Origin of the sequence: Jejuibacter sp. L23, from assembly GCF_050815825.1 — a bacterium.
Classification (GTDB): Bacteria; Pseudomonadota; Gammaproteobacteria; order Enterobacterales; family Enterobacteriaceae; genus Jejubacter; species Jejubacter calystegiae.
On sequence record NZ_CP138199.1, the window covers coordinates 3,912,744 to 3,927,645 of the forward strand.

Sequence of the window (14,902 nt, forward strand, 5' to 3'; positions counted from 1 at the left end):
ACTGAATAACCTGCTGATTTGGAATTTGATCCAGCTCACATGTCTTCGATTCTCCCCGCCTCCGTTTTTACCGTCACCCGTCTTAATCAGACGGTGCGTCAACTGCTGGAACGCGAAATGGGCCAGGTCTGGATAAGCGGCGAAATCTCTAACTTTAGCCGCCCTGCCTCAGGTCACTGGTACTTCACGCTGAAGGATGACGGCGCCCAGGTACGCTGCGCCATGTTCCGCAACAGCAATCGCCGCGTCACCTTCCGCCCGGAACAGGGCCAGCAGGTGCTGATTCGGGCGAATATCACACTCTATGAGCCGCGCGGCGACTACCAGATTATTGCCGAAAGCATGCAGCCCGCAGGCGATGGCCTGCTGCAACAGCAGTTCGAGCTGCTCAAGCAAAAGCTTAATGACGAGGGGCTGTTCGACCCGGCGCTCAAGCAGGCGCTGCCAACTCCGGCGCACCGGGTTGGGGTGATAACCTCGAAATCCGGCGCCGCGCTGCACGATATCCTGCACGTTCTGAAGCGTCGCGATCCTTCGCTGCCGGTGGTTATCTACCCCACCGCGGTACAGGGCGCCGAAGCGCCCGCGCAGATCGTTCGCGCCATCGAACTGGCAAACCTTCGCAATGAGTGTGATGTGCTTATCGTCGGGCGCGGCGGTGGCTCGCTGGAAGATCTGTGGAGCTTTAACGACGAATGGGTGGCCCGGGCGATTTTCGCCAGCCGTATTCCCATCGTCAGCGCCGTAGGGCATGAAACCGACGTGACCATCGCAGACTTCGTGGCCGATCTGCGCGCTCCGACCCCTTCGGCCGCCGCGGAGATCGTCAGCCGTAATCAGCAGGAGCTGCTGCGTCAGATCCAGGGGCAACAGCGTCGGCTGGAGATGGCGATGGATTACTACCTGGCCGGTTGCGCCCGACGTTTTTCCCTGGTGAATCATCGTCTGCAGCAGCAGCATCCACAGCTACGCCTGGCCCGCCAGCAGACCGCGCTTATTCGGCTACGCCAGCGGATGGACGGCGCTCTGGAGCAGCAGATGAAACGCGCTAACGAGCGCCAGCTTCGCCTGGTCCGCCGTCTTGACCAGCAGCAGCCACAGCCCCGTATCCACCGCGCCGCCAGCCGGATTCAGAATCTGGAATATCGACTGTCTCAGACTATGTCCCGTCGCCTGAGCGCCACCCGCGAGCGCTTTGGCAGCGCCCTGACTCACCTTGAAGCCGTCAGCCCGCTGGCGACGCTGGCCCGTGGTTATAGCGTGACTTCCGCATCTGACGGCAAAGTGCTGAAACAGACCGCCCAGGTGCACGCCGGCGATAGCCTGACCACCCGCCTGGCGGACGGCTGGGTAGAAAGTCAGGTGACCCGCATCACGCCCGAGAAAAAACGACGCGCCAAAAAGGCCCCCTGAACCACCGGTGCGCCTTCCGGCGGCTATACTTAAGCCACCTGGCGGAAGGCATCGACATCAGGGAGGCCCGAATGAGACGCAACCAATACTCCGGCGTTATCCCGCCCTATATTCTGACCCGAATTATCGCCCACGGCTCGGCGCTCCAGCAGCGCTGCGCCCGCCAGACGCTGACCCATGTACAGACGCTGATGGCCCAGGGCTATCCCCGACAGCGTCATGCCGCCACCGGCGCCAAAGGCGCGCTGCTGCGCGACATCTACGATGCGCAAAATCAGGAACAGCTTCCCGGCGTGCAGGCCCGTAAAGAGGGTCAGCCCGCCAGCGGCGACAGCGCCGTAGATGAAGCTTACGACTATCTGGGGATTACCCACGACTTCTTCTGGCGCGAGTACCAGCGCGACTCGCTGGATAATCAGGGTATGTCGCTGGTCGGTACCGTCCATTACGGTCAGGAGTACCAGAACGCCTTCTGGAACGGTCAGCAGATGGTGTTTGGCGACGGCGATGGTGAGATTTTTAACCGCTTTACCATCGCTATTGACGTGGTGGCCCATGAGCTGAGCCACGGCGTGACCGAACACGAAGCCGCGCTGGTCTACTTTGAACAGGCCGGAGCCCTGAATGAGTCGCTGTCGGACGTGTTCGGCAGTCTGGTAAAGCAGTATCACCTGCGCCAGCGTGCCGATGAGGCAGACTGGCTGATTGGCGCCGATCTGCTGGCGTCAGGAATTAACGGCAAGGGGTTGCGCTCTATGTCCGACCCCGGAAGCGCCTATGACGATCCGCTGCTGGGCAAGGATCCCCAGCCGGGCCATATGAACGATTTTGTCAAAACCCGGGAGGATAACGGCGGCGTCCATCTGAATTCCGGCATCCCCAATCGCGCCTTTTATCTGGCGGCCAGCGCCCTGGGCGGTTACGCCTGGGAGCGCGCCGGACGGATCTGGTACGACACGCTGTGCGACAGCGAACTGCCGCAGGATGCCGACTTCGCCACCTTCGCACAATTGACTCTGGCTCACGCCCGCCAGCGTTTTGATGACGAGGTCGCCGGAGCCATTGAGCAGGCGTGGAAAACGGTGGGCGTACTCTAATGGCGCCGTTCCCCGAACTGACCGACGATGCCATCGTGGAGCTGGCCCGCGAGGGCGGCTTCGCCTGGATCCCACGCCTTTCCGGCCAGCGGCGCATCGTGCTGGCCGCGCTGGACGAAGAGCGCCGCCGCCGGGTGTGCGAAATTCTGCGCCAGATACTGCCGCTGGGGATGCCCCCCGGTCGCCCGGATTCCCCCGGCCAGGGCGACCAACGCTACTACCGGATCCAGATAACCTGGACCCGCCACGTCAGCACCCAATATCAGGATGTGATCCTGCTGGTGCCGGAGACTGACGCCCCGCCAGCGCTAAAAGATCTGTGGGAGCACGGCGAGGAGTGCGGCGATCCCTAAGCCCCGGCGCCAGGGGCAAAGATCACCCGCTTTTTCGAGATCAAACCGTGGCCGTTACGGCAGAAATAGTCCACCGCACCGCAGGCTTTCAGCACTTCCAGCGGCTGATGGCATTCGGGGCAGCGCGCCTCCAGTTGAAAATCCTGCCCGCAGTCGTTGCAGTGGGCCAGGTCGCCCTCTTGTACCAGTAAACCTTCGCAGTCAGGGCAATGTAGTACTTCCATCCGTTTTACCTCTGTTGCCGGGAGCTGGCGTTACTCCGCATCACTGTCATCGCCATAGTAACGAACGCCGATCTTAATCAGCGGTCGCCCCTGATTTTTCCTGTGCAGATTGGTATCGCGTAATGAATAAACGCAGCCGCAATACTCCTGCTGATAAAAATGCTCGCGCTTGCTGATTTCCACCATCCGTGCCGCACCGCCCTGCTTGCGCCAGTTATAGTCCCAGTAATGCATTCCGGCGTAAGGCGCCACGGCGCGACGCCCGCAATCATTGATTTGCTGCATATTTTTCCAGCGCGAAATGCCAAGTGAACTGCTAATCGCGCGAAAGCCGTTCTCCCAGGCGTACAGCGCGGTGCGTTCGAAGCGCATATCAAAACACATGGTACAGCGAACGCCGCGTTCCGGCTCCCACTCCATCCCTTTTGCCCGCTCAAACCAGTTATCCGTATCGTAATCAGCGTCGACAAAAGGTACGCCGTGCTGCTGCGCAAAGCGGATATTTTCCTGCTTGCGGATCAGATACTCTTTTTGCGGGTGGATATTCGGGTTGTAGAAAAAGATCGTGTAGTCGATGCCCGACGCCTGAATCGCCTCCATCACCTCTCCTGAGCAGGGCGCACAGCAGGAGTGCAGCAGCAGCTTATCGGCGCCATCCGGAAGCGACAGTACGGGTCTTTGCAGCGAGGCCATAGGGTATTCCTGACTCAAATAAAATTCTGGGGGAAAAGTGTATACGCTGGTTGCTATGCTGTCGAAGCCGTGCCGTTAATATCTGCGAACAATCAACGCGATGCCCGACCTGAACGATAGATAGCGCAGGCCACTTCCAGTACAGTAGAAGCCAGCTATCGTCCATCGGAGAAGCCATGAGCACCGAGAAAAAATGGGTTACCGCCAGCGATGTGGCCCGGCTGGCCGGCGTTTCCCGCTCCGCCGTTTCGCGCGCTTTTACGCCCGGGGCTTCCGTCGCGCCCGAAACCCGCCGCAGGGTGGAAGAGGCCGCCCGGGAGCTGGGCTATCAGGTCAATATTCTGGCCCGTAGCATGAACAAAGGGCGCAGCAATTTTGTCGGGCTGGTGACTGCGGGTTTCAGTAACGCCTTTCGCAACCAGCTGATTGGCCCCCTCACCCACCAGCTGGCGCGCCAGGGGCTGATCCCTCTGCTGGTCAACGCCGAAGACAGCTACCAGCAGGCGCCCGGCCTGCGGGATCTGATGAGCTATCACGTGGCGGGAATTATCATGACTTCCGGCGCCCCGCCGCTGTCTCTGGCCCAGGAATACGTGGCCCGCAGTATCCCGGTGGTTATTATCAATCGCGATACCGATCTGCCCGGCACCGATGTGGTCTATAGCGATAACGTCGACGGCGCTCGCCAGGCCGCCCGCTGGTTGCAGCAGCGCGGCTGCCAGCGCCCGGCATTTATTGGCGAACAGCCCGCCAACTTTAGTACCCGGCAGCGTCGGGACGCGTTCTGCCAGGCGCTGACCAATGCTACCTGCATTGACGTTAACGGCAGCGACTACCACGCAGGCTTTAACGCTGTTGCGCAGTTACAAACATGCACCGATATCGATGGCGTGTTCTGCGCCACCGATACTCTGGCGCTGGGCCTGCGTGACGCCCTTAGTCAGCATCCGTCGCTTTCTTCGCTGCCGCTGGTCGGCTTTGACGATATTCCGGAGGCCGGATATGCCGCCCGGCAGTTAACCACCCTGCGCCAGGATGTCGAGCGGCTGGCCGGTGAAGCGGTGTCGCTGCTTATCCAGCGTATGGAAGACGATCAGCGCCCGCCGGTAAAAAAGGTGGTTCCCGTACAGTTGATCGCCCGCCGCTAGTCGAAATTATTATTTTATTTATAAAAAAACAGAATTTTTATTTTATTTGGAGAGGATCACAGAACCGGGTGAGCAATGTGCCCATACTGCCCTGTGCCGGTCGGGCATTTTTTTAACCCTGAAATTGCACACGTGTGCAACCAAAAGGAAAACGACGTATGAACCGGGCTATCCCCACAGAAATATCGACAGAAATAGAACGACGTTATCAGTTCGCCTGCCAGTTAGCGGACAGCGCAGCACAGCGGGCGATGACGTTTTACCGCAAGCGTCAGCAGCTTGCCGTGGAGCATAAAGGCGGCGATCTGCAGGATGTGGTAAGCCAGGCGGATCGCGATGTGGAAAATCAGATTCGCGATACTCTGGAAACGACCTTCCCGCAGGACGGCTTTCTGGGCGAGGAGAGTGGCGGTCAGCCTCGTGAGGCGGAGTTTCTGTGGGTGGTCGACCCTATCGATGGCACCGCCTGCTTTCTGAATGGACTACACACCTGGTGCGTCTCGCTGGCAGTACTGTACCGTGGGGAACCGGTTATCGGCGTAGTCTGCGATCCCAATCATCAGGAGCTGTTCCACGCCTGCCGGGGCCAAGGCGCTTTCCTGAACCAGGAGCGTATCAGCGTACATGGCGCTCACTCTGTGGAAGAAGGCGTTATGGGCGTGGGCACCTCGCATCGGGTCACCCCGGAAGATTTCGTTCCCTTTATCAGCCATCTACTCGGCGCTGGCGGCATGTTTATCCGTAGCGGCTCCGGTGCTTTGATGACGGCCCAGGTCGCCGCCGGTCGGCTGATTGGCTACTACGAACCCCATATGAATCCCTGGGATAGCCTGCCCGGTCTGGTACTGGTTCAGGAAGCCGGTGGCATCACCAATCGCTATCTGGACGACGGCGGTCTGGATCACGGCAACCCGGTATTAATGAGCACACCGGCGCTCTACCCGCAACTGGCGGAGATGATCGTCCAACCACTGAAGTAGCAGTTTCACGACCGGACTCCGGTTGCAAAAACACGGCGGCCAGAACAATAACAAGCCGCCGCTGAACGACGGCGTTGGCTAATGTGCGACAGCGGAAAGTCATCTTTGTGCACAGGTCAGGCTGCGGCAGGCATGGCAGTATGCCCAACTGAAATACTCTGACGCGCCCCGGCGGTATCGGAGCGGCGAAATGCGCCCGTAACGAAACACCGGAGCCAGGCAGAGTCATGACCTCAGGAACAGTCAGTGAACACATAGCCACGTTGATATTCAATCCCTGCCGTGGAGTAAGAACAATGTCTGGTATCCTGGCTTTTTTTAAAGCGTCTCCCGCGGTCCGACCGCGAGGGGGATTTAACGAAAAAGCGTTTCGCCTGCTGCGCTGGCGCACCTTTCTGGCGATGACCGTCGCCTATGTGATGTTTTACGTCTGTCGCCTCTCCTTCACCGTGGCCAAGAGCGCCCTGGTGGATCTGGGGCTGACCCCCACCGACCTTGGCGTGATTGGCTCGGCAATGTTCTTCACCTATGCCATAGGCAAGCTGGTGAACGGCTTTCTGGCCGATCACGCCAATGTAGTGCGCTTTATGGCCTTCGGCCTGCTGCTGAGCGCCATCATGAACCTGATGATGGGGGTGACCACCAACGTCGTATTGCTAACGCTGTTCTGGGGCATTAACGGCTGGGCCCAGTCGATGGGCGTAGGCCCCTGCGCGGTGTCGCTGGCGCGCTGGTATGGCGATCAGGAGCGCGGAACATTTTACGGTATCTGGTCCACTGCCCATAACATTGGTGAAGCGATGACCTATATCGTGATCGCCGCCGTGATTGCTGGTTTCGGCTGGCATGCGGGCTATCTGACCACGGCCGTGCTGGGCGCGGTGGGCATAGTGTTGATACTGTTTTTAATGTGCGATTCCCCCCAGAGCGCCGGTTACCCTGCTATGTCACCTCAGGAAGAGGATGACACTCAGGCCAGCGGCTCGGTGCTGAAAAAGCAGTTATTCTCGCTGCGCAACCCGGCCCTCTGGACCCTGGCGCTGGCCTCCGCCTTTATGTATGTCGATCGCTACGCCATTAACTCATGGGGGATCTTCTTCCTGCAGCAGGCCAAGCACTACACGACCCTGGAGGCATCCGGCATTGTTGGGGTTAACGCCATTGCGGGCATTGCCGGTACCCTTATCGCCGGCGTCCTCTCCGATCGCTTCTTTTCCAATAACCGCAGCATTATGGCGGCTCTGATCGGCATGCTGAATCTGGCGGGTCTGGCGCTGATCCTGTGGTTCCCTCGCCACTATTACAGCGATATCTTCGCCATGGTGCTGTTTGGCGCTTCCATTGGCGCCCTCACCTGCTTTCTGGGGGGACTTATCGCGGTGGATATCTCCTCGAAAAAAGCCGCTGGCGCAGCGTTGGGCACTATCGGCATCGCCAGCTATGTTGGTGCTGGCGTTGGGGAATTTATTACCGGTGTTATCATCAGTAAAACGTCCGTCATCGAGGCGGGGCAAACGCTCTACAATTTTCATGCCCTGTCGATATTCTGGGTGGCGACCGGGCTGGCCTCTGTGCTGATGTCCTGTATCACCGCCGCCATTGTTATCCGACGCAACAGCCTCAGGCACTCCGTCAGCGCCTGATTCAGGCCGACATCAGACCTATAAGGACAAGAATATGTGTAAATTACGTCAATTACTGGCGGGGGTTTTCCTTGCCGCCATTTCCACAGGCAGTGCGCTGGCCGCCCCCTCCTGGACCCTGGAAAAAGTGGTGGAGGTCAGCCGCCACGGGGTTCGTCCCCCAACGCCGGGCAACCGCGAAGCCATGGAGGCCGGTAGCGGTCGCAGCTGGCCGGTCTGGTACAACAGTGACGGCGAATTGACCGGTCACGGCTATGCCGCCGCCCTGCTGAAAGGCCAGGCCGAAGCGAAAAGCTGGCGTCAGCACGGTCTGTTACCGGCAGGCTGCCCTGCGCCGGGCGATCTTTACGTCTGGGCAAGTCCGCTACAGCGCACCCGCGCCACCGCCAGAGCGCTGACCGACGGCGCCTTTCCCGGCTGCGGCGTCGCGATTCACGGCCTGAAAGGCGATCGCGACCCGCTGTTCCACTCGCTGAAAATGGGGCTGGTCACACTGGATCCACAGCAGGCGAAAGCCGCTATCGATCAGGCCATGAAGGGCTCTCCCGAACAGCTGAAACAGCGCTATGCCGGGGATGTCGCACGGCTGAAGAAGGCAGTCTGCGCTGGCGACAATTGCCCGGCCTTCGATGAGGCCTGGACGCCGCAGGTCAGCGCCAATGGCAAAGTCGCGATTCAGGGGCTGAATGTACTGTCGAATATGGCAGAGACCATTCGCCTGGGCTGGAGCGAAAATCTGCCACCGGAACAGGTCGCCTTTGGGCATGCCCGTAACGCCGGAGAGGTCGCAGCCCTGATGCCGCTGCTCACCCTTAGATACAGCCTGACCAATGATATCCCGCTGGTGGCCCGACGCGGTGGTTCGGTGTTGCTTAACCAGATAGCGCTGGCGCTTCAGACCGGCAAACGCGCCCCGAAAGGTCCGCCCGAAGCGCGCTGGTTGCTGATCGTGGCCCATGACACCAACGTTGCGTTTCTGCGCACTTTGCTGGGCTTTAACTGGCAGCAGAGCAACTACCCTCAGGGCAATATTCCACCGGCGGGTAGCCTGGTATTTGAGCGCTGGCGCGACAACGACAGCGGACAGCGCTATATCCGCATCCTGTTCCAGTCCCAGAGTCTGGATCAGGTCCGCAACCTGACGCCGCTGGATAGCCAGCACCCACTACTGAAAACCGAATACCAGGCCCCGGACTGCCGTAAAACCGAGGTCGGAACCCTCTGCCCGCTGGCCTCCAGCCTGGATCATATGCATAAGGCTATCGATTCAGACGCCCTACCGGAGATCGACTGGCACTCTGAGTGGTAACCACTGCTGACTGACCGCCCGTAGCGGAGCCCTTTCGCTACGGGCCGCTTCGCCGCAATAGCGCGGCATGGAGCTCATCCACCATGAAATATCTTATTTCGCTGCTGCTGTTCCTGTGCGGTGCGGCTCATCACGCCTGCGCGCTGGAACTGAAGTATTACCATGAGATCGCCGATGTCGATAAGATCCATAAAGAAAGTCTGGGCATCAGCCATGGTTTTTCTAACGGCTTCGGCGCCGGTCTGGAATATAAACGCGCCGCCCGGGAATCGGGGGTCGCCGCATGGAGTCACGGAGGTCACGATGAATTAAAATATCATTTGAAGCAGAGATTTCGTTTGTCTTCATTACTGGATGTGACCCCGGAAATGGGCTGGAGCAGAAAAACCAATGCCCGTAAATATAAGCCACAGTTAAAGTTCAGTTACAGCTATGCAAAGCATCAAAAGCTGTCGCTGATGTATCGCTATGAAATAAAAAGATCCACGGGTAAACCACGTAAGCAGACACAAATGTGGCAGTTAATGAACGGCTATAAAATAGACAGGGTGTCACTGAGCTACGGCATTAAATATAAGAAAAGCAACCAGACGCTGTATCGCGGTCACCGGGAAGATGCGGAAGGAAAGCTGCAAATCAGCTACCGGTTAACCGACAGTCTGGCGCCATTTATCGAGTTTAAAAATACCTCGGTATCCAGCAGTAGCGCCCACCGCCAGACAATGCTGAAAGCGGGATTTGTCTGGCGGATGCTATAAACGCAACAGCCCACGCATAGCGTGGGCTGTTGATAGTCTGAATCAGCGTGATTATTCGGTCACTTTCTTCTTCAGATCTTCGGCGCCCTGCTTGGTTTTATCCCAGCCTTTCTCCGCGCCTTCTTTGGTTTTATCCCAGGCTTTTTCAGACCCTTCTTTGGTCTTATCCCAGGCCTTGCCGGTTCCTTCCTTAGTTTTATCCCAGCCCTTCTCGGCGCCTTCTTTGGTGCTGTTCCAGCCCTTTTCGGTGCCCTCTTTGGTCTTATGCCAGGTTTCCTGAGATTTTTCACTCACCTTGCTGCCCATGGTGTCACTTTTTCCTTCTGCTGCATGCTGTGACTTCAGCTTCAGCTCCTCGCCTTTATTCTGTGCCTGGTGCAGTCCCTCTTTTGCCGAGTTAGCGCCTTTATGCGCTTCGGCAACGGTCTCATCGGTTGCATGTGTCATGGTGTTAGCAAATACCGGAGCGGCCAGGAAAAGCGCAGACAGCGCGACGATTGTTTTTTTCATAGTTCCCTCATCTACAGACGTATGGATGTCATACCTGTTAATCATGACACAGGTATCACGGCGTGTAGTTAAGAATAGCCTGTAAATAACGACCCGTATGGATTTAGGAGATATCTGTTACAAATTAAGGAATGAAGTAAGGAACTGCGCCACTTGGCATGTACAACCAGGAATAAAGAGACACCCGGCTTGTCATAAGAAGCCCGCTTGCTGCGGGCTAAGGATTAACGTTATTTTTGGCTGTCGCAGCGCTCGCGATATATCTTAGTTTGCCTTGCCGCTGCGATATCTGCAAAGACATGCTTAAAGGGGACGGTGTAAGAGACTCCCTTAGAGAAGAGCCTGTCAGTAATTCTGTGTAACTGCCAATGTATTAAAGGTGATCGCTCAGGCGGTCACCGAACGCAATAATAAAACGACTCATTGCCAGCCGCCAGTTCTGGATCGGCATACTCCATTTTTTCGACGCATCCTTGATCGCCAGATAAATAACCTTCCGCACCGAGTCATCTGTCGGGAACACTTTGCGTTTCTTAATCGCGGCACGGATCACGCTATTCAGCGATTCTATCGCGTTCGTGGTGTAGATAGCCTTACGGATATCCGGCGGGTAGCCGAAAAACGTGTTCAGATTTTCCCAGTGCGTACGCCAGCTTTTGCTGATTTGCGGATATTTATCGTCCCATTCGCCCGCGAACGCATCCAGCGCCATCAGCGCCGCCTCTTCGGTCGGGGCCTGATAAACTGCTTTTAGCCCGCTGGTGACGGCTTTGTAGTCCTTCCAGGATACGTATTTCAGGCTGTTACGCACCATATGGATGATGCACAACTGGATGTGAGTCTGCGGATAGACGCTGTTTATCGCATCCGGGAAGCCCTTCAGACCATCCACACAGGCAATCAGGATGTCCTGAAGACCCCGGTTTTTCAGCTCCGTCAGCACGCTTAGCCAGAACTTTGCTCCTTCATTTTCGGCCAGCCACATGCCCGGTAACTCTTTCTGGCCTTCAGTATTGATCCCCAGCGCCAGGAAAACAGCTTTGTTTATCACACTGCCATTCTGGCGAACTTTAACAACAATACAGTCCATATAAACAATGGGATACAGCGCATCCAGTTGCCGGTTTTGCCACTCCGTGACCTGCTCTTTTACGGCGTCCGTGACTTTAGATATCAGCGTGGGTGACACATCGGCGTCGTACATCTCTTTGAAGGTGGCGACGATTTCGCGGGTAGTCATGCCTTTGGCGTAGAGGGATAAAATCTGGCTGTCCATCTGCGTAATGCGCGTCTGGTGTTTCTTAATCAGCTGTGGTTCGAAGGTGTTTTCGCGGTCACGCGGCGTGTTCAGTTCGATCTCGCCGTCATCGCATAACACCGTTTTTGACGAGTAGCCATTGCGGGTGTTTGAGCCTGTTTTGGGCGCATTTTTCTCATGCCCGAGGTGGTCAGTCAGCTCCGCATTGAGCGCCGTTTCGACGGTAAGCTTCGTCAACATGCGGGAAAAAGCATTGAGATCGGCTTCGGTTTTGAGGCCTTTAGCCAGTTCAGCCGCAAGGGCTTTGAGTTTCTTTTCGTCCATAAATGCCTGTCTCCGTTACTGGAGTGAACATACCAAAAACAGGCAATTACACAATTTTAATTACAGTCTCTTAGAGAAAGTTCCTTTAGACTTCATTTCCAGCACCACAAGGAATGGCTGATAGCCATCATAGGCCCCAAACATGTTCCTGGAATTGATCTCCCCACAGACAGCGCCTCTGACGGTGCCATCCGGCTTTTCTTCTTCCTGAACGTAATGCACATTGCGGAATTTTGTCGTTTCAGGATCGTTCATGTCATTAGCTACCACAGACTGTGCCAACTGGGTTGCCTTCTCTCCTCCTGGCTTACAACCCACCAGAAAAAGTGGTAGCAGACAAAATATAAGGAACTTCTTCACATTTATAACCCCATCGGTCACCAGTAGATAATTAATTCTGGCACAAGGAGATCGTAACTTCATGTTAAGCGATCAAACTTAATGACACTATTTATGTTCATATTTTAACCATAAATAACAGTTCACATGCTGTGTAAACATCCTTGCCATATGTGCATCACTCAACCCGACAGAAGCTCAATAATTTTATGAGTGCCTGATAGTCACCTGTAAGCATCCCATAAGGAATATTCCAAGATAATCCGATCCGGCAGGCCATGCTGGTGACAATAAAAAACCGGGAACAATCCCCGGTTTTCCTGACTGCTAAGGGATTTTTATCTCCCAGTCGGTACTGTCATAAATACCGATGAAGGCAATAACCCCCTCTCCTGAGCCATCATCAAGCGATTCATAATCCACAGGACTACTCACTGCGGCAAGTACACATGATTTTACATCAGACAGTTCGCTGGCAAATTGGGTCAGACTATCCCAGCTAAAAGCAAACCCATATTCTTCGGACATCACCAGATCTTCAAAATCGGGCATTGTCATTCCCTGCGGAGCTACACCTGTGCCCTCAAACTCAAACATTCTCCAGTCCCAGCTATTCTCAGGGACTTTATTTAATAGCTCTGTTAGCATTACTTTCGCGCCATACGCATCCTGAATCTCTCCGCTCAGAACCATTGATAAACCTCCGGGCGCCCGTCCCATTCAAGCATGTTCCACTTAAACCTCAGTAAGCATATCTACCTGAGTTTGAACAAGTTGAGTCAGGCTATCGCATGATTTCCACACATTATCCGTGCCAATGTGGTCACATGACTCCCACCTTCCAGTAAGGGTATCGTAGTAAAGGATATCGGTATTATTCTCCCCTACGACTATTCGTCCCTGCATGGCTTTTGTTTCAAGATCCGGCGTATTTAACGCATCATTGTACTCAATCAGACCAGGCTCTCCGTCCACGCTGATACCGTAGAAAGTGTGCCCATCAGCGAATAACCCATTACTGATACGCAATAACGCCTCGTACTGACACCAAAAATCAGGCTGTTCCGGAGCGATATCGCGCCCAAAATTATAGGGCTTTATTTTGCCTGACCATGGAGGACTGACCTCATATCCCATGCTCGCGCTGAGGTCATTAAATGTGTATACAGCTTTTTCTATCTCTGTCATAAGCGCCTCACGGATAAATCACACCACGGGGTACCGGCCAAAGGACGGTGTATTTCCTTCTGGGGTAAGTGTAGTGGTCAACAAAAAAGCCCGCACAGTGCGGGCTTGATGGTTTTGATGCGTCTTAGTGAATCTCGCCGGTTCGCTATTTGCTTTTCTTAATATGCTTAACCAGGCGTTTACGCTTACGCATCTGAGTCGGAGTCAGGGTGTTGCGCTTGCCTGCAAAGGGGTTATCCCCCTCTTTAAACTGAATACGGATAGGCGTGCCCATCACATTCAGGGAGCGGCGGAAGTAGTTCATCAGGTAGCGCTTGTAGGAATCCGGCAGATCCTTCACCTGGTTACCGTGAATCACCACGATCGGCGGGTTGTAACCACCGGCGTGGGCATACTTCAGCTTCACGCGACGTCCGCGTACCAGCGGCGGCTGGTGATCGTCGGCCGCCATATTCATAATACGGGTCAGCATCGCGGTGCTCACGCGGCGCGTGGCGCTGTCGTAGGCTTCGTGTACCGATTCAAACAGATTGCCCACACCGCTACCGTGCAGGGCGGAGATAAAGTGCACCCGCGCAAAGTCGATAAAGCCCAGTCGATAGTCCAGGGTCTCTTTCACCTGCTCTTTCACTTCCTGGCTCAGGCCATCCCACTTGTTGACGGCGATAACCAGCGAGCGACCGCTGTTAAGAATAAAGCCCAGCAGCGAAAGGTCCTGATCGGAGATCCCTTCACGGGCGTCAATGACCAGCAGCACCACGTTGGCATCTTCAATTGCCTGCAGGGTTTTGATGACCGAGAATTTTTCAACCGTTTCGGTCACTTTACCGCGCTTACGCACCCCGGCGGTGTCAATGAGTACATACTCACGTTCGTCGCGCTCCATCGGGATGTAAATACTGTCGCGGGTCGTGCCCGGCATATCGAAGACCACAACCCGCTCTTCACCGAGGATACGGTTGGTTAGTGTGGACTTACCGACATTAGGACGTCCGACGATAGCCATTTTGATCGGCAGATCCTGGGGATTGAACGCCTCTTCCTCTTCTTCCGCCTGTTCATCAAATTCATCGAACGGAGGAAACTCATCGTCGTCAGTAGTCTCTTCAGGCGAGACATCTTCCATCCACGGCAGCAGTACGCGCTCCAGCAGACTGGTAACGCCGCGCCCATGTGAAGCTGCAATGGGGGTGATATCGCCCATACCCAGCGCATAGAATTCGCCAACCGCCTGGTCGGGATCCAGACCATCGGTCTTATTAGCCACCAGGAAGGTCGGCTTCTGGCGGGTACGCAAATGGCGGGCAATGCCTTCGTCTGCCGGCATCAGGCCTGCACGAGCATCCACCATAAACAACACGACATCCGCCTCTTCAATCGCCAGCAGCGACTGCTCCGCCATATGGGTTTCCACCCCTTCCTCGGTGCCGTCGATACCGCCGGTGTCGATACAGATAAACTCGCGCCCTTCTACCTCCGCACGACCATACTTACGGTCGCGGGTCAGTCCCGGGAAATCCGCAACCAGCGCATCTCGGGTGCGGGTTAAACGGTTGAACAGGGTAGATTTTCCGACATTCGGGCGCCCGACCAGCGCGACCACAGGTACCATTATCTAAAGCCTCATAACTGACAATCCACGATGCCGTTAGCATCGCTTCAGTA

16 protein-coding genes are annotated in these 14,902 nt (G+C 55.9%); 8 read left to right on the forward strand and 8 right to left on the reverse strand.

Features of this window, described 5'->3' with window-relative positions:
• Window positions 1-39: 39 nt before the first annotated feature.
• The 3 genes from xseA to SCU88_RS18705 all read left to right on the forward strand — a co-directional run bounded on the left by xseA (window position 40) and on the right by SCU88_RS18705 (window position 2,863).
• A complete protein-coding gene (xseA, locus tag SCU88_RS18695) occupies window positions 40-1,413 on the forward strand; it encodes an exodeoxyribonuclease VII large subunit (RefSeq protein ID WP_175341979.1) in 1,374 nt (457 codons plus the stop codon).
• A gap of 71 nt (window positions 1,414-1,484) precedes the next feature.
• Entirely contained in the window at window positions 1,485-2,510 is a 1,026-nt protein-coding gene (locus SCU88_RS18700; protein WP_175341980.1) for a M4 family metallopeptidase, read from the forward strand.
• Window positions 2,510-2,863, forward strand: coding sequence for a protealysin inhibitor emfourin (locus SCU88_RS18705; protein WP_138098878.1), 354 nt, complete (start codon window positions 2,510-2,512; stop codon window positions 2,861-2,863). The genes SCU88_RS18700 and SCU88_RS18705 overlap by 1 nt, the downstream gene beginning before the upstream one ends.
• On the opposite strand, the gene SCU88_RS18710 is transcribed toward SCU88_RS18705, so the two are convergent.
• Window positions 2,860-3,087 carry a zinc-ribbon domain-containing protein gene (locus SCU88_RS18710; RefSeq protein ID WP_175341981.1) on the reverse strand — a complete coding sequence of 76 codons (228 nt, stop codon included), beginning with the start codon at window positions 3,085-3,087 and terminating at the stop codon, window positions 2,860-2,862. The genes SCU88_RS18705 and SCU88_RS18710 overlap by 4 nt on opposite strands.
• A 30-nt stretch (window positions 3,088-3,117) precedes the next feature.
• Window positions 3,118-3,780 carry an epoxyqueuosine reductase QueH gene (locus SCU88_RS18715; protein ID WP_175341982.1) on the reverse strand — a complete coding sequence of 221 codons (663 nt, stop codon included), beginning with the start codon at window positions 3,778-3,780 and terminating at the stop codon, window positions 3,118-3,120.
• 176 nt (window positions 3,781-3,956) lie between these two features.
• Between SCU88_RS18715 and SCU88_RS18720 the strand changes: the two genes are divergently transcribed.
• From SCU88_RS18720 to SCU88_RS18740, 5 genes are all read left to right on the forward strand, one after another.
• The gene (locus SCU88_RS18720) at window positions 3,957-4,928 is read left to right on the forward strand and encodes a substrate-binding domain-containing protein (RefSeq protein ID WP_175341983.1); all 972 of its coding nucleotides are present in this window, start codon (window positions 3,957-3,959) and stop codon (window positions 4,926-4,928) included.
• Between the two features lie 170 nt (window positions 4,929-5,098).
• Window positions 5,099-5,908, forward strand: a complete 810-nt coding sequence (locus SCU88_RS18725) for an inositol monophosphatase family protein (RefSeq protein WP_431810179.1) — start codon at window positions 5,099-5,101, stop codon at window positions 5,906-5,908.
• A gap of 296 nt (window positions 5,909-6,204) precedes the next feature.
• The gene (locus SCU88_RS18730) at window positions 6,205-7,551 is read left to right on the forward strand and encodes an MFS transporter (RefSeq protein WP_138098883.1); all 1,347 of its coding nucleotides are present in this window, start codon (window positions 6,205-6,207) and stop codon (window positions 7,549-7,551) included.
• A 34-nt stretch (window positions 7,552-7,585) separates the two neighbouring features.
• Window positions 7,586-8,860 carry a histidine-type phosphatase gene (locus SCU88_RS18735; protein ID WP_175341985.1) on the forward strand — a complete coding sequence of 425 codons (1,275 nt, stop codon included), beginning with the start codon at window positions 7,586-7,588 and terminating at the stop codon, window positions 8,858-8,860.
• A gap of 83 nt (window positions 8,861-8,943) precedes the next feature.
• Window positions 8,944-9,618, forward strand: a complete 675-nt coding sequence (locus SCU88_RS18740; protein ID WP_138098885.1) for an oligogalacturonate-specific porin KdgM family protein — start codon at window positions 8,944-8,946, stop codon at window positions 9,616-9,618.
• Between the two features lie 51 nt (window positions 9,619-9,669).
• Here the strand turns inward: SCU88_RS18740 and SCU88_RS18745 are convergent, their stop codons facing one another.
• The 6 genes from SCU88_RS18745 to der all read right to left on the reverse strand — a co-directional run bounded on the left by SCU88_RS18745 (window position 9,670) and on the right by der (window position 14,849).
• Complete coding sequence (locus SCU88_RS18745; protein WP_175341986.1) at window positions 9,670-10,128, reverse strand: hypothetical protein; 459 nt, start codon at window positions 10,126-10,128, stop codon at window positions 9,670-9,672.
• A gap of 373 nt (window positions 10,129-10,501) precedes the next feature.
• Entirely contained in the window at window positions 10,502-11,710 is a 1,209-nt protein-coding gene (locus SCU88_RS18750; RefSeq protein ID WP_431810040.1) for an IS256 family transposase, read from the reverse strand.
• A 60-nt stretch (window positions 11,711-11,770) separates the two neighbouring features.
• A complete protein-coding gene (locus SCU88_RS18755; RefSeq protein WP_175342102.1) occupies window positions 11,771-12,070 on the reverse strand; it encodes a hypothetical protein in 300 nt (99 codons plus the stop codon).
• A gap of 306 nt (window positions 12,071-12,376) precedes the next feature.
• A complete protein-coding gene (locus SCU88_RS18760; RefSeq protein WP_175342101.1) occupies window positions 12,377-12,742 on the reverse strand; it encodes a hypothetical protein in 366 nt (121 codons plus the stop codon).
• 42 nt (window positions 12,743-12,784) lie between these two features.
• Window positions 12,785-13,237, reverse strand: coding sequence for a YrhA family protein (locus SCU88_RS18765; protein WP_175342100.1), 453 nt, complete (start codon window positions 13,235-13,237; stop codon window positions 12,785-12,787).
• 145 nt (window positions 13,238-13,382) lie between these two features.
• Window positions 13,383-14,849 (reverse strand): ribosome biogenesis GTPase Der, encoded by a 1,467-nt coding sequence (gene der, locus SCU88_RS18770; RefSeq protein WP_138098888.1) that lies wholly within the window; start codon window positions 14,847-14,849, stop codon window positions 13,383-13,385.
• Window positions 14,850-14,902: the final 53 nt, after the last annotated feature.

Coding starts and splice junctions, on each gene's coding strand:
- SCU88_RS18705 (WP_138098878.1), top strand. CDS start 2,510: ATGGCGCCGTTCCCCGAACTGACCGACGATGCCATCGTGGAGCTGGCC.
- SCU88_RS18715 (WP_175341982.1), bottom strand. CDS start 3,780: ATGGCCTCGCTGCAAAGACCCGTACTGTCGCTTCCGGATGGCGCCGAT.
- SCU88_RS18745 (WP_175341986.1), bottom strand. CDS start 10,128: ATGAAAAAAACAATCGTCGCGCTGTCTGCGCTTTTCCTGGCCGCTCCG.
- SCU88_RS18710 (WP_175341981.1), bottom strand. CDS start 3,087: ATGGAAGTACTACATTGCCCTGACTGCGAAGGTTTACTGGTACAAGAG.
- SCU88_RS18735 (WP_175341985.1), top strand. CDS start 7,586: ATGTGTAAATTACGTCAATTACTGGCGGGGGTTTTCCTTGCCGCCATT.
- SCU88_RS18750 (WP_431810040.1), bottom strand. CDS start 11,710: ATGGACGAAAAGAAACTCAAAGCCCTTGCGGCTGAACTGGCTAAAGGC.
- xseA (WP_175341979.1), top strand. CDS start 40: ATGTCTTCGATTCTCCCCGCCTCCGTTTTTACCGTCACCCGTCTTAAT.
- SCU88_RS18720 (WP_175341983.1), top strand. CDS start 3,957: ATGAGCACCGAGAAAAAATGGGTTACCGCCAGCGATGTGGCCCGGCTG.
- SCU88_RS18740 (WP_138098885.1), top strand. CDS start 8,944: ATGAAATATCTTATTTCGCTGCTGCTGTTCCTGTGCGGTGCGGCTCAT.
- SCU88_RS18700 (WP_175341980.1), top strand. CDS start 1,485: ATGAGACGCAACCAATACTCCGGCGTTATCCCGCCCTATATTCTGACC.
- SCU88_RS18765 (WP_175342100.1), bottom strand. CDS start 13,237: ATGACAGAGATAGAAAAAGCTGTATACACATTTAATGACCTCAGCGCG.
- der (WP_138098888.1), bottom strand. CDS start 14,849: ATGGTACCTGTGGTCGCGCTGGTCGGGCGCCCGAATGTCGGAAAATCT.
- SCU88_RS18730 (WP_138098883.1), top strand. CDS start 6,205: ATGTCTGGTATCCTGGCTTTTTTTAAAGCGTCTCCCGCGGTCCGACCG.
- SCU88_RS18760 (WP_175342101.1), bottom strand. CDS start 12,742: ATGGTTCTGAGCGGAGAGATTCAGGATGCGTATGGCGCGAAAGTAATG.